Annotated in this window: 11 protein-coding genes; 9 read left to right on the top strand and 2 right to left on the bottom strand. The window is 50.5% G+C overall.

The window, feature by feature from the left end; genetic code table 11:
• Positions 1 to 77 precede the first annotated feature (77 nt).
• From IPL32_05385 to IPL32_05350, 8 genes are all read left to right on the top strand, one after another.
• A complete protein-coding gene (locus IPL32_05385; GenBank protein ID MBK8465245.1) occupies positions 78 to 620 on the top strand; it encodes a rhodanese-like domain-containing protein in 543 nt (180 codons plus the stop codon).
• 17 nt (positions 621 to 637) lie between these two features.
• On the top strand, positions 638 to 1,399 hold the full coding sequence (locus IPL32_05380) for a sulfite exporter TauE/SafE family protein (GenBank protein ID MBK8465244.1): 762 nt from the start codon (positions 638 to 640) through the stop codon (positions 1,397 to 1,399).
• A gap of 31 nt (positions 1,400 to 1,430) precedes the next feature.
• Positions 1,431 to 2,816, top strand: coding sequence for an MBL fold metallo-hydrolase (locus IPL32_05375; GenBank protein MBK8465243.1), 1,386 nt, complete (start codon positions 1,431 to 1,433; stop codon positions 2,814 to 2,816).
• Between the two features lie 9 nt (positions 2,817 to 2,825).
• Complete coding sequence (locus IPL32_05370; GenBank protein MBK8465242.1) at positions 2,826 to 3,698, top strand: DUF2202 domain-containing protein; 873 nt, start codon at positions 2,826 to 2,828, stop codon at positions 3,696 to 3,698.
• Positions 3,699 to 3,885: 187 nt separating this feature from the next.
• Positions 3,886 to 4,503 carry a class I SAM-dependent methyltransferase gene (locus IPL32_05365; GenBank protein ID MBK8465241.1) on the top strand — a complete coding sequence of 206 codons (618 nt, stop codon included), beginning with the start codon at positions 3,886 to 3,888 and terminating at the stop codon, positions 4,501 to 4,503.
• Entirely contained in the window at positions 4,500 to 5,705 is a 1,206-nt protein-coding gene (locus tag IPL32_05360) for an aminotransferase class I/II-fold pyridoxal phosphate-dependent enzyme (protein MBK8465240.1), read from the top strand. Before IPL32_05365 ends, IPL32_05360 begins: the two co-directional genes overlap by 4 nt.
• Positions 5,706 to 5,827: 122 nt before the next feature.
• Positions 5,828 to 7,210: a class II fumarate hydratase gene (gene fumC / locus IPL32_05355; GenBank protein MBK8465239.1), complete on the top strand. Its 1,383-nt coding sequence runs from the start codon at positions 5,828 to 5,830 to the stop codon at positions 7,208 to 7,210.
• Positions 7,211 to 7,232: 22 nt separating this feature from the next.
• Positions 7,233 to 7,904, top strand: coding sequence for a hypothetical protein (locus tag IPL32_05350; GenBank protein ID MBK8465238.1), 672 nt, complete (start codon positions 7,233 to 7,235; stop codon positions 7,902 to 7,904).
• Between the two features lie 50 nt (positions 7,905 to 7,954).
• Here the strand turns inward: IPL32_05350 and IPL32_05345 are convergent, their stop codons facing one another.
• Both IPL32_05345 and IPL32_05340 read right to left on the bottom strand, forming a co-directional pair.
• Entirely contained in the window at positions 7,955 to 8,416 is a 462-nt protein-coding gene (locus IPL32_05345) for a hypothetical protein (GenBank protein ID MBK8465237.1), read from the bottom strand.
• A 17-nt stretch (positions 8,417 to 8,433) separates the two neighbouring features.
• Positions 8,434 to 9,801: a pyridoxal-phosphate dependent enzyme gene (locus IPL32_05340; GenBank protein MBK8465236.1), complete on the bottom strand. Its 1,368-nt coding sequence runs from the start codon at positions 9,799 to 9,801 to the stop codon at positions 8,434 to 8,436.
• Positions 9,802 to 10,135: 334 nt separating this feature from the next.
• Between IPL32_05340 and IPL32_05335 the strand changes: the two genes are divergently transcribed.
• A complete protein-coding gene (locus IPL32_05335; protein ID MBK8465235.1) occupies positions 10,136 to 15,184 on the top strand; it encodes a proprotein convertase P-domain-containing protein in 5,049 nt (1,682 codons plus the stop codon).
• Positions 15,185 to 15,298 lie beyond the last annotated feature (114 nt).

Raw genomic sequence — 15,298 nt, 5'->3', positions numbered from 1 at the left:
GTTGACAATATAACGATATAGTTATATGCTCATACATAAGTTGAGTATATAGACCAATAGGAGAGAAATCAAGAAAAATGATCAAACAAGCAACTGTAAATGAGGTCAATGAGATGCTGGGAGCCGGCGGCGAATGTCAGGTGATCGACGTACGTGAATTTTCTGAGTTCCATAGCGAGCGCATCGCCGACGCGCAGTTGATGCCGCTATCCAATTTTGAAAAGCACGCGGAAGAGATTGATCATTCTAAACCGGTCTATCTGATGTGCCGTTCGGGCAATCGTGCGAAACAAGCCGCAGAAAAATTGGCAGCGAAGGGTTTCAGTGACATTCACGTCGTTGAGGGTGGCATGACAGCATGGGCAGGAGCGAATCTGCCGGTTGTTAAGGGCGAATCAAAAGTCTGGTCACTTGAACGACAGGTTAGATTCGCGGCCGGCAGCATCGTGCTCATAGGCGTGCTGTTGAGCCTATTTGTGCATCCATATCTCGTGCTGTTGTCTGCGTTTGTCGCAGCCGGCCTAATGTTTTCAGCTCTCACCGATACATGCGGAATGGCAATGGTGTTGGCACGAATGCCTTGGAATAATGGACCGGCAGCTTGCGAAAAGACCAATTAGGTTATCAAAGGAACAAAATGTCAGTACTTTTCATTATCGGTTTGATCCTGAGTGCGGTCATAGGATTGTCTTTAGGGTTGATCGGCGGCGGCGGATCGATCTTGACCGTACCTATACTGGTATATTTTCTAGGTGTCGGGCCGCATGAAGCGGTGACCATGTCGCTCGCGGTCGTCGGTGCGACGAGCCTTTTTGGATCGTTCATGCATTACAAAAAGAACAACATTGACCTTAAGGGCGGTGCGATTTTCGGAGCGGCTGGCATCGTTGGGGCGTTCATCGGTTCGCCACTGACGACCTTAGTCTCGCCGCAGGTCTTGTTGTTGTCGTTCGGCCTGCTTATGGTGGCAGTTGCCTTGTTAATGATATGGCGACGTAACGCTTCAATTGAAAATACCGAGCATTCACCTCATCTGATCCAAGGCGTCTTTGCCGGGTTAGGCGTGGGGGTGTTGACAGGCTTCTTAGGAGTTGGCGGCGGCTTTATGATAGTACCCGCACTGGTGCTGTTTGGCGGCCTCGATATGAAAAAGGCTATAGGCACGTCACTATTTGTGATCTTTCTTAACTGCGTCGCCGGCCTCATCGGTCATTTGGGCGAAGACGTACTCGATTGGACTCTGACCCTAGGGGTGATAGCGTTGGCAGTAGGCGGAGCCATAGGTGGAACGCTGTTTTCTCATAAATTGCCAGCGAATCGCCTACAGAAGGTGTTTGCTGTCTTGGTCCTAGGCGTTGGAACTTTTCTCGTGTTCAAAAATTACACGATCATTTTTTAGGCTGATAGAATTAAATAAGGAGAACAAGGGCATGCAATTCAAGCAATTTTATTTAGGATGTTTGTCTCACGCGTCTTATTATCTCGGCTCCGATGGTGAGGCCGCGATCATCGATCCGCAGCGTGATGTGCAGCAGTACGTTGATGAAGCCAAATCGCACGGGCAAAGGATCAAGTACGTCATCGAAACGCATTCGCACGCAGATTTTGTGTCGGGCCACATTGAGCTGGCCGCAAAAACCGGAGCTGAGATCATTTACGGACAGCGGGCAAATACGCAGTTTCCGACGCACAAGGTGAAAGACGGCGATGAGCTAAACGTTGGCAAAATAAAGCTAACGTTTCTCGAAACGCCGGGACATACACCGGAAGGCATAACGATAGTTGCGACGGATAAAGAAAATCCTTCGGAGCCGCTGAAGTTGTTTACCGGCGACACACTTTTTATTGGCGATGTCGGACGACCCGATCTGATCGGTTCGAAAGGCTTTACTGCTCAGCAGATGGGCGAGATGCTTTATGATTCTCTGCATAACAAGATTCTTCCGCTGCCCGATGAGACTGAGGTTTATCCGGCACATGGAGCGGGAAGTCTGTGCGGCAAATCATTATCAAAAGAGACTTGGTCAACGCTCGGCAATCAGCGTAAATTCAATTACGCACTTCAGCCGATGAGCAAAGATGAATTTGCAAAGATCGTAGCCACTGACCAACCTGAGGTGCCAGCATATTTTCCGAAAAGCGCCGCCAAAAATCTCGAGGGCTCCTCGGACCTTTCAGACCTGCCAAAACCCAAAGAATTGTCATCCGAGGAGGTTAACGGATTTGCCGGTGTCGTGATCGATATTCGGCAAAACTTTGAGTATGGCGCCAGCCATATTCCAAACTCAATCAACATCGGCCTCGGCGGACAGTTTGCATCGTGGGCCGGAACACTGATTCCTATTGGGACGTCGATCGCGATCGTTGCTGACAATCAAGAAAAGATCGACGAGGCCATTATGCGTCTTGCTCGCGTCGGCCACGAAACCGTGACCGGCTTTATTATGTTCGACAATTATGAAGGGGAGAAAAATACTGTAGAACAGGTATCGGTCGAGGAGGTTAGCGAACTTACTAAGGCTGACAAAGGTATACAATTTGTCGATGTCCGCCGGGCTGGCGAGCATGCAGCCGGACACGCGGTCTGTACATTCAATATCCCACTCGACAAACTCGCCGCTGATTTTTACAAGATCGATCCAAGCACGCCGACGTATGTCATCTGTCAGGGGGGATATCGTTCTAGCATCGGCACGAGCATCCTGGAAAACGCAGGATTCAAGAAAATATTCAACGTCACTGGCGGTACGGCTGCGTGGATCGCCGCCGGACTCGAGACAGAAGTTTCGGCGACCGCCTGTGCAAACTCGAAGTAGGAGGAGACAATGAAGATCTTAATATTTATTGCCGCGACAGTTTTTATTCTTGGCGGTTGCCAAACGACTTTATTAAGTAAAACCGATTCGAATGTCGCGACGGATGTTAAAGAAGTTTCCCCGGCTGAGGCTCAAGCTGCCGTGTCCAAAGCATATTCTCAGTTTGTCGATGTTCGCACACAGGAAGAATATACCGGCGGACATGCGGCTAGGGCGGTAAACATTCCGCTCGATACGCTCTCGACCAGGCTCGATTCACTCGAAAAGAACGAGCCTGTATATGTTATTTGCCAAACCGGAAGTCGTTCAAAAAAGGCGGCAGACATTCTGAAAACCGCCGGATTTAATAACGTGCTGAGCGTCATTGGCGGAACCGCTGCTTGGCAAGCCGCGGGATTGCCGATGGAGACCTTATCGCCCCATACGGCTGCTTTCACTTCGAGCAAGCTTGATCAGAAGACGCAGGATGCTCTGATCGCCGCAATAGCTGATGAGCGTCTCTCTCAGGCAACATATCAGGCTGTGTTGAACAAATTCCCGAGTTCACGCCCTTTCATCAATATTGTCGAGGCGGAGAAAAAGCACGAATCATTTCTACTGCCTTTGTTTGCAAAATACGGTGTCGCGGTTCCGGCGAACGAATTTGATCCGGCCAAGATCACCGTGCCGGCGGATCTGATCGAGGCCTGCAAAGCAGGAGTAAAGTTGGAAAACGATAACATTGCTCTCTACGAAGGGTACTTTCGGTTTGTGAAGGAACCGGATATCAAAGAGGTTTTCACGCGGCTTCAAAGTGCGTCACGCGACAATCATCTTCCGGCGTTTATGCGTTGCAGCGAAGGCGTCACGGGTGGTGGACGAGGAAAAGGACGGCCTTTCTAGGAGTGAGATAAAATGTACGAGCTTTTAATATTGGGTGGAATTTTGGGGTTGTGGCTCTTGCTGCAGCTTGTTGTCTTGCCCCGGCTGGGCTATAGCACCTGACTGCGCGGAGCATGTGACGTCGGGTCCCGAGGTCAAGATATTGAAAAAAAGGTTGGTTGTTCCGACAAGAACGGGGAGGTGTGAAATGGAAAAGAAACAACACTGGGAAAATGTGTATTCGACAAAGGCCCACGATCAGGTCAGCTGGTACCGTGACCACCTGGACAACTCGCTGCAAATGATCTTGAATACCGGTGTTGAGAAAGATGCTGCGATCATCGATGTCGGCGGCGGCAGCTCGACCCTTGTTGATGATCTCTTGCTCAATGGCTTTGTAGACGTTTCGGTTCTGGACATTTCTGGGACAGCTATATCAAAAAGCAAACAAAGGTTAGGGGATTCGGCAGAAAAGATCGAGTGGCTGGAGGCAGACATTACCGAAGTTGTTCTGCCGGAGAACCACTTCGACATTTGGCATGATAGGGCTGTATTCCACTTTCTGACCGATGCCGAAGATCGCCGCAAGTATGTCGAACTCGTAATGCGTTCGCTCAAGGTTGGCGGCCACATAGTTGTTGCTTCTCTTGGGCTTGACGGCCCGCAAAAATGCAGCGGTCTGGATGTTGTTCGTTATGATCCCGAATCGATGCACAATGAATTTGGCGAACAGTTCAAAGTCATCAAGAGTGTCGGCGAAACTCATGAGACGCCGTTTGGAACCACTCAGGAGTTCATCTATTGCTACTGCAGGAAGGTGGTATGAGTTACAAATTTGATCCAAGCAACGCTATTCAAGACTTTTTGATTTTTGGCGAATTTGGCGATGTAAATCCATCTATCACTGATTCGTCGACATTCACCTTCATGAACCCGGACCGTATGGAGGAGCTTTTTGAGCACGAGATCGAAGGGTGTTTCCTTTATTCGAGGCATTGGAATCCCACCAACAAGTTCCTTTCTGACGCTTTAGCCCGAATGGAAGACAGTGAGTCCGCGCAGGCAAAGGCTTCAGGAATGGCAGCGATCTCCTCGACCATACTCCAGCTTTGCGACAGTGGCGACGAAGTTATCTCTTCAAGAACGATCTACGGCGGTACGTACGCATTCTACAAGAACTTCGCTCCGAGATTTGGGATCAATGTTCATTTCTGTGATCTTAACGACATTGACAGAGTGCGTTCGCTGATAACCGATCGAACGCGTGTTGTCTATTGTGAATCAATGAGCAACCCACTGCTCGAGGTTGCCGACATACCAACTCTTACTGCCCTTTGCAAAGAATACAGCCTGAAACTCGTCGTTGATAATACTTTTAGCCCGATGATATTGTCGCCGATACGACTCGGTGCCGACATCGTCGTTCACAGCCTTACAAAATACATCAACGGGACGAGTGATTGTGTTGCAGGAGCAGTCTGTGCGAGTGACGAGTTCATTCATAAACTAACTGACATAAATTCCGGGGCTTCGATGCTTCTTGGTGCCGTGCTCGACAGTACTAGAGCCGCCAGTATCCTAAAAAACATGCATTCTTTACATTTGCGAATGCGGCAGCACAGTGCGAATGCGATGTTTCTTGCTGAAAAATTTAGTGGGCTCGGCCTGACCGTCCATTATCCCGGCCTGCCCGAGCATCCGCAGCATCAATTGTTGACGCAATTAATGAATCCCGGTTATGGGTATGGGGGAATGCTTACGCTCGACGTTGGCAGTCTCAGTAATGCAAATATGCTAATGACTCGGATGCAGCAGGAAAAGGTTGGATACCTTGCGGTGAGTCTTGGTTATTTCAAGACGCTTTTTAGCGCGCCGGGCCACAGCACCTCGTCCGAGATCCCGATCGAGGAACGCGAAGCGATGGGCCTGAGCGAGGGGCTCGTGCGATTTTCGGTGGGGCTTGACAACGACATCGGACACTCATTCGAACGTATCAAACGCTGTCTAGCCGACATTGGTGTGATCTGATCTTTTGGTTGATCCAGATCCAAAACTGTTTTGTTGCCTCAGGTCTTTTGGGGTTTGCGAAACTGTTGTAAAATTGCGTTTTCGGTGGAAAGCAAATATATGTCAGACGCAACAAAAAAATGATAAAGACTAGAATTGAAACCGATTCGATGGGCGAGATCGAGGTGCCTGTTACGGCGTATTGGGGAGCGCAGACTCAGCGTTCGTTAAAACATTTCGACATTGGGTTCGATGTGATGCCGCGTGAGGTTATTCGAGCACTTGGAATTTTGAAAAAGGCCGCTGCGATCGTTAATTTCGATCTCGGCAAATTGGACGGCGACAAGCTGAAGCTTATCGAACAGGCGGCGGATGAAGTGATCGAGGGAAAACTTGATGATCATTTTCCTTTGCGCGTTTGGCAGACAGGTTCGGGAACGCAGACTAACATGAACGCCAACGAGGTCATCTCGAACCGTGCGATCGAGATCGCCGGCGGGGAAATGGGTTCGAAGACGCCGGTCCATCCGAATGACGATGTAAATAAATCGCAATCGTCGAACGATACTTTTCCGACGGCGATGTATATTGCGGCGGCAGAAAGAATGACTGCGTTAGTTCCCGAAGTTCAAAAAGTTCGCGATGCTATCGACGCCAAAGCACAGGAATACAAAGATGTCGTAAAGATCGGCCGGACGCATTTGCAGGATGCGACTCCGATGACAGTCGGGCAGGAATTTGGCGGCTGGGCTTCGCTTGTCGAACGCGATATAGAGCGCTTGCGACTGGTAATGCCGGGCCTGTTTGATCTTGCGATCGGCGGCACGGCGGTTGGTACAGGATTGAACGCTCATCCCGAATTTGCCCAGCGCGCGGCGGATAAGATCGCAGAACTTACAGGATTACCGTTCAAATCACATCCTGACAAATTTGCGGCGCTTTCCGCGCACGACGAAGTTGTCTTTGCATCCGGCGGATTGAAAACGCTTGCGGGCAGCTTGATGAAAATCGCCAATGACATCCGCTGGCTTGCGTCAGGGCCGCGATGCGGTGTTGGCGAAATTTCGCTGCCGGAAAACGAGCCGGGAAGTTCGATCATGCCTGGAAAAGTTAACCCGACTCAATCCGAAGCAATGACGATGGTTGCCGTTCAGGTTTTTGGCAATGACGCGGCGATAGGATTTGCCGGTTCACAGGGCAATTTTGAGCTGAATGTTTTCAAGCCGGTAATGATCCACAATTTTCTGCATTCCGTGCGGTTGATTCACGACGCCTGTCACGGTTTTGTCGATTACTGCATCAAAGGCATCGAACTCAACCGCGACCAGATCGATCATTATTTGCGAAATTCACTGATGCTCGTTACAGCGCTAAATCAGCACATCGGCTACGACAACGCCGCAAAGATTGCGAAAAATGCACATAAAAAAGGCATTTCTCTTAAAGAATCTGCGGTTGAGCTTGATCTGCTGACAGCAGAGAAATTTGACGAGCTTGTAAAAGCTGAAGACATGACACATCCGTAATAAGTCGAACGGAAAACTGAAAATGAAGATTCTAACAATAGCATTGGTGTTGCTCGCAAGTGCGAGCGCTTTTTCTCAAAAAACTTTCGATATCAAAAACGCCTCGAAGTATTTCGACATTTCGGTCAGAGTCGAAAAGTGTGAAGACAGTGTTTGCTCCGGCGAGACAGCGTTTTCGTTTTTCAAGAAAGGCGGAGCTAAGCCGTATCAGGTCATAATGCTTGACGATACTTACATGGATATTTCGAATGACGGTAAGCCGCTGGTGAATACGACCATGCTGTATGACGAGCAGAGCGTTATCAGTGTCGATGATTACAATTTTGACGGCATGGAGGATGTTGCATTGTGTAATGGACAAAACGGATCGTACGGAATGCCGTCGTACGATGTGTATCTTTCATCGAGAAAGCAAGGAAAGTTTGTCCACAGCAAAGCATTTTCGGATCTTGGAGCACATCTCGGATTGTTTTCCGTAGTGAAAAACAAAAAGCAACTCGAAACTTTTGATAAAAGCGGCTGCTGCTGGCATATTACCGAGCGTTACGATGTCGTTGGCAACAAGCCGAGAAAGGTCTTTGAGATGGTCGAGGACGCAACCATTCCTGATGAAGCGAAAGTAAAAGTCACGACAAAAACGTTGGTCAACGGCAAGTGGAAAAAGTCCGTTAAATATGAAAAACGCGAAGAGTAAACGGAAACGAGTTCATTGGGTCTCGATCTGACAAGCTTCAATTCAGTAGACTATTTCTTCAGCGCAAGAAAATAGTATAAGGCTCCTAAGACTACCGCAATGATCAACACCAGAACATAAGCAGAAAAACCAGATCCAGCCGTGTCAGGCTTCGCTTCGGTTGTTTCCAAGGATTCTTTTGCGGTAACTGATATCGGTTTTGGCTCGTCGATATTGGGTGTCGTCGGAGCATCTGCGGGAATAGTCGTTTTTGGAGTGGGTTCGGTTTTGATTTCCGGCTCGGTTTCGAGAATATCTTCTTCGTCGGATACGGCTAAATTTTGAACGTACTGATCTGGCAAAGACGCATCCATGATGCCAAGGATGTCGTCGTCTTCATCGATCTCTACAGTTTCTGCATTTGCCATAAATGATGTTGAGATCGTTTCTTCGAGGCTTCTTGGCAGCGAGCCCTCGGAACTCTTAAAGACCGGTTGCGGCATTTCCCAATTGTCGTCTTTTTTATCACTCATGATTTGTCTCCAGTGAGCTAAATCGGCAGATCTAAAACATCCGATCGCGTAATTATAGCAGTAATTCGTTTAAAATCTTCAATAAGCACAGCAGGGTTTCGCTGTAATTTGGATTTGATCTCGACCAGGCTAGCGTCCACATCAAGAACAGGAAAACTCTTGTCCATAACCTCGCTGACTTTGCCATTGAGCAATTCGCGGTCCTCTAAAAGCTTTGCCAATATGTGACTTTCGCGAAGACTGCCGATAGAGATGTGGTTTTCTAAAACAGGCATCTGCGTCACGCCGTTCTCGCTCATCAGCGTCAGGGCCGCGCTAAGCGTCTCATCGGGCGAAACGAATATGAGTTTTGCCGGCGAACCCGAATTCTTTGTCTCGGCTAGCAGTCCGGCAGTGATGCGCTGCGGTTCGAGCAAGAGTTTTTCTTTCATCCACTCGTCAGAATGGAATTTCGAAAGATAATGTTCGCCGGTGTCGCAGACAATAAACACGACCAATCCGGAATCATCAAGATCTTTCGCAACCTTTAACGCTGCGGAGAAATTCGTTCCGGTCGAACCTCCGCAAAAAATGCCCTCGCGACGCGACAACTGCCTTGCAAGATCAAACGAATCGCGGTCGGTTACATTTATGATCTCGTCGATCACGCTCATATTAGCGTTGGTCACAGGCAGCGACTGGCCGATGCCTTCGACCAAATACGGCGTCGCCTCCGGCACGCGGCCGGATTCCTTATATGTTTTAAATATCGAGCCGTATGGATCGGCTCCGATGATCTTAATGTCGGGATTTTGTTCTTTTAGGTATCTACCCGTTCCGCTGATAGTGCCGCCGGTTCCGATGCCGGAGACAAAATGGGTGATCTTGCCATCGGTGTCATTCCATATTTCAGGGCCGGTCGAGATATAATGTGCCAGCGGATTTGCCGGGTGCTGGTATTGATCGGGATAAAAAGAATTCGGTGTTTCGCGGGCGATGCGAGCTGCGGTCTCATGATAATGGTCCGGCGTGCCCAATTTTGCCGAGGCGGGAACTACGACAACGTCAGCTCCCATCGATTTCAGATAACGCACCTTTTCGACGGAAACCTTATCGGTTAGAACGAAGACGCATTGGTACCCGCGAACCGCTGCAACAAGTGCCAAACCGATTCCTGTATTTCCCGAAGTTGCCTCAACGATCGTGCCGCCTTTCTTTAAGGTGCCGTCCTTTTCGGCCCAATCGATCATCGAGATACCGATGCGGTCCTTTACCGAGTAGCCGGGATTCAGGCTCTCCATTTTTGCCAGGATCGTCGCCTTTATCTTGTGCTGTTTTGTGATGTGGTTGATGCGGACGAGCGGTGTATTGCCGATCAGACCAAGAATGTCATTGTAAAATTTCATTTTCTATAGAGCGCTCAGATTGATGTGCAAGTAGTTTATGCGGAAAGCGGTTTCGAGGCAAGAATAGGAGCGTATGAGAGCCGCTTTTGATAAATTTTTGTTTCATTGCATGTGAAGTTGGGCTTATCGGAGAGTACGCCAATGTTTGATGTTAAATCCACCCTCAATGCTTGACATCCGGTGCATTATGGATATAAATGGAATTGATTTTGAGTCTATAAAAATTTAAGCAATAGCATTTACTTGGCCGTGTGTACTAAGCGTAGCGTGCAAAGACTTGTTATATCAATCGACCGAGACTTATTGCCCAAGAATCGAACGGAGGAGAATAGTTATGTTTACGTCGTCAAGAGTGTCGTCCCGTCTAATTGTTGTTTCACTTGCCCTGATCGTTGTAGCCGCCATTGCAGCAAACGCAAAGTGGGGCAGCGGAGCAATTTCATTTGCGTCTGAGCCATCTATATCTATGACCGAGGCTAAGCAAGAGTCTGCTGGTGCGACCGCGATGTTTACCATCGGCACCTGCGACACTGCCGGCCCGATCGAGGTCGAGGCAACGGCGGGAACGACGGGGCCAACAGCCTACGCTGATCTCAAGACAGCCTTCGATGCGATTAACGCCGGAACCCATCAGGGAAGCATCGATGTTGAAGTATGCGGCAACACTACTGAGACTGCGACGGCTGCTCTTAATTCTGGAACGGTGGCACCCGCAGCTTACACTAGTGTAACGGTTCGCCCGGTCGGAGCCTCCAGAACGATCACCGGCAGTATCATCGGTGCCATCATTAAACTCAATGGTGCTGATAACGTCACGATGGACGGACGCATAGGCGGTACCGGTCGCAATCTGACCGTGTCGAATTCGAACACAGCCGCGGCAACAGCCGCGATCTGGTTAGCCAGCGTGGCTGCCGGCAACGGAGCGAGCAATAACGTGATACGCAATCTTGAGCTTGCAGCAGGCGCTACTCAGAATACGTTGACTGTCTCCACGTTCGGAATAATAATGTGCGGAACTACCATCAGTACTAGTTCCGATGGCGTCGATAATGATAATAATCAGTTTATTTTCAATCGCATTATAAGGGCAAGATACGGCATAGTGACGCGTGCAGGCACTACAGATTTCGCCATAAATCCTGTGGTAACTGACAATATCATCGGGCCATCAAGTTTCGGTGCGGATCAGATCGGAAAAGTGGGAATTCTCATGCAGTCGGACACTGGGGCCGTCGTCAGCCGTAATACCGTCCAGTTCGTTGGCGGCGATTTTGCGAATACTACTGGTGGAGCCGATCGCGTTGGAATAGGAATTGGCAGCGAATCGTGGGGTATTGCGACTCCCGGTACCCGTGCATCCAGTAATTACACCGTAACCAAAAACATTGTTCATGACGTGATCGAAGAAAGGACATTCTCCGCCGCCGGTATTGTGTTGGCCACCATCAACGGAACGTCTGCGACAAACGATCTGGTTGCGAATAATTTTATCTACAACGTCAAAGCGAATGGAACCTTTGGCGATCAAGTAGTGGGACTTGGTATTGCCGGAGGCCATACTTCGACCGTCGCGTTCAACTCAATTTTCTTGTCCGGTGACGTTGATCCGAATGCTTCCGCGGGAGCTACAACAATGTTTGGAAACGGCATCCGCGTTGGTAACAACAGCAGCACCGGTTTTGCCAACCTCACAGTAAAAAATAACAGTGTACACATGGATCTCAGTTCTTCAAGCGGCCCAACGGTTAGGTTTTACGCGATCACGGGACCAGCTGCAGCCTATGACTGGGGAACCGGCGGCGAAAATAACAATAACCTCTACATTAATCCTGCCAATACGCAGCAGGTCACAGGTGGTTTAGCTACCGCAAGTGGAGCTACTACAACAACTCAGTTCGCAACACTTGCAAATTGGCAGACGGCGTACACGACTCCTGCTACACAGGACGGAGCCTCGATTCAGGCAGATCCGCTCTATGTAACAGGGACGGACCTGCATATTCAGCTAGCATCTCCGAATGAAAGCTCGGCGGTAAGCATAGCGGGGGTTTCTGATGATATTGATGGACAAACTCGTCCGGGCACACCTGATATAGGTGCGGATGAGATTTTCCTTGGAACGCCGACAAATACAGCAACAGCATCGCCTACTCCAACAAATACGTTTACGCCGACAAATACCGCAACGGCGACTAATACGGCAACAAGTACGCCGACTCCTCTCGGCTGTGGAGGTACTTTTAGCTACACAGGACCTGCGGTTGCTATAACCGACAATGTTCCGGCCGGTATTAATTTCACGATCCCGGTCAGCGGCATTGGAAATCCGATCGCGGATATCAATTTCAGTTTTGATGGTACACAAAGTGCCGATCCTCTCTCGACTACTCCCGGCATCAACCATTCTTGGGTTGGTGATCTTATAGTAAAGGTTACGTCTCCTCTGGGAACTACCGTAACAGTCTATGACCGTCCCGGTGTTCCGTTATCAACATTCGGCTGTAGCAGTAACAACCTTGCCCAGTTGGCATTGGATGACGACGGAGGATTCCCATCGATCGAGACGCAGTGCGGAGTAGACACGAATGCAGCATTCCCGACGGGAACATTCTCGCCGAACAACCCACTGAGTGCGTTTGACGGTCAGACGACAAATGGAGACTGGATTATAAACATTAGTGACAACGGCGGCGGAGATACAGGCTCAGCGAGAGCATTCTCGCTTACGATCGACAGTTCGTGTGGTACTGTAACGCCGACAAACACGACGACCCCAACAAACACGACGACGCCGACAAATACAACAACTCCTACAAATACGGCGACTCCGACCAATACCGCAACTGCAACCAATACGCCGACTGCATCACCCTCGGCTACGTTCACGGCAACTCCGACAGCTGCTTGTACGCCATTCAATTATGCAAATACGACGGCGATCACTATTAACGATAACGCCGCTGGTGCTCCATACCCTTCTGATATTGCGGTTTCAGGGCTTACAGGCACCGTTTACAAGGTTAGCGTTAAACTCAATGGCCTAAGCCATACGTTCCCGGACGACATTGACATTATGTTGGTTGGCCCAGGCGGACAGAATGCTCTTGTCATGTCGGATGTGGGAGGATCTGATGATGTCACGGGTATAACACTAACTATCGATGACGATTCCGCTCTAGCTCTGCCTGATGGCACTCTGCTTTCTACAGGATCCTATCGAGCAGCTAACTATGACACTACGACAGATGTTTTCCCGGCTCCGGCCCCGGCCCCAGCGGCTCCACCGGCGAGCGGATTGTTACTACAGACATTTGCAGGAACAAATCCAAACGGAACTTGGTCGCTTTATGTGCGAGACGATGTTGGCACTGATCTCGGCAGCATTGCTGGTGGATGGGAGTTGAACATTACGACGGATTCGCTGACATGTGCAACGCCAACGAGTACGGCAACAGCATCACCGACGCCTACGAGTACATTTACCGCGACAAATACGGCGACCGCGACAAGCACGGCGACGGCGACCTTAACAGCATCGCCTACTCCGACGAATACGAATACTGCGACCGCAACTGCGACAGCGTCACCGACGCCGGGCGGGGAGTTGGTGGTGGTTGATCTGACCACAGCAAACCAGATCACGATCACCGCGACCAGCGGTGTGTCAGCGGCCACCGTTAGCGGCGACACCACCACGGGCTTCTACTTTGAGAATATGTTCGCTAATGCGGGAGCATTCACGTTCACCACGCCGACCTTGGTCAGCGGTACTCTGACGGCGGCCTCGGTGCCGACGGACAACTCGCCGGCGCTGTTCCGTTCCAGCAGTACCACCGAACCGGGTCTGAACTCATGGAGCTACTCTGCAACAGCAACAACAACCTTTACCTCCGGACAGGTGGCATTCAGCGGTACTGGCACTTGGACGACCAATGCAGTCGTATATGCGGCCCTCTTGACCGCTTCGACCACCGGCAACATCTATTTCCCTGCGGATGATGTGAGCGACTTGGGCACCGCCACGCTGCTCGGTACTTACAGCGTTATCCTGCCCGGCGGCTCGACGCCGACGGCGACAAATACGGCCACAGCGACTGCTACCAACACTGCAACGCCGACTGCGACTGTAACTCCGGGCGGAGCGTCATCAGTTGCCGGAACAGTAACCTACGGCAACCCTGCATCGCCGACCACTAAGTTCATCTCGAACGCGACGGTGGCGAGCACGGTTGGTTCGCCGCTCGTTACGACGACGACAGCGGCACCGGGCGGAACAGCGGGACAGTATACGCTGACCGGATTCGGTGCGGGTAACTACACGATTGGTGTTACGAAGACGACCGGTCAGAACGGCATCTCTTCAGCTGATGCGGCGAGGATTGCCCAGCACGTTTCAGCTGTTTCTGTTATCCCAACTTCTCGTCAGAGGATAGCGGCAGACGTAACGAATAACGGAGCACTGTCATCGACCGACGCAGCACAGATCGCGAGATTTGTGTCGGGCCTAGGGCCACCAATTGGTATCACCAACACGTGGAGGTTCTTTGTCCCGAGCGTAACCGAACCGACGTTCCCGATCGGAGCATCACCGACTACAAGGTCATACACAGACCCGATCGGTGTTCAGACCGGACAGGACTACATCGGTATCCTTGTGGGCGAGGTGACGGGTAACTGGGCAGCAGGTCCGCTTCGACCGGCAGCAGGTCCTGAAAGGAGCACGGCAATAGCAGCTCCGAGACTTGTGACACCGGCAGACAGCGAAGTGATCATACCTGTGGCTATCAACGGAGCGGTGAATAAGGGAATTATCTCTTATGAATTCGATCTCCGTTATGATCCGACAGTGATCCAGCCTCAAGCAGAGCCTGTTGACCTGGCAGGAACGGTTAGCCGCGGCTTAACAGCAGTGGCAAACCCGAACGAGCCGGGACTGCTGAGAGTGGTCATGTACGGAGCGTATCCGATCGACAGCAACGGATTGCTGCTCAATCTCAAGTTCACGGCAGTCGGAGCCCCTGGTTCCACCTCGCCGCTTACTTGGGAGAACGTGATGTTCAATGAAGGCGATCCGGGAACACTTACAACGGACGGAGCGATCGAATTGTCAGCCTCGGCACCAAACCAGGCCGAGCTGACAGGCCGTGTGGTGAACACGATGGGACAGGGCATTGCAAATGCCCGCGTCACATTGACGGACACCACAACGGGAGCTGTCCGTTCTGCAATGTCGAATGGATTCGGAGTCTATCGTTTCGGAGGGCTGACAGTCGGCCAGACGTACACGGTCAGCGTCGATTCCAAGCACTCAACATTCGCCCCGCTGACAGTCAGCATCACCGGCCAGTCAGTTAGCACAGACATGATCGCCGCTCAATAACGAGACGACGATCAATAAGACTAAAGGGCGGGCTTCGGCTCGCCCTTTTTATTTGAATAAATTAAGTTCTTATTTTCCTTAGTGGTTAAGCCATATAGTATAATCTGGCTATTC

This window comes from Chloracidobacterium sp. (assembly GCA_016711345.1).
Lineage (GTDB): Bacteria > Acidobacteriota > Blastocatellia > Pyrinomonadales > Pyrinomonadaceae > OLB17.
Note: the sequence above shows the minus strand (reverse complement) of the source record. Positions and strands in the feature narration are given on the sequence as shown.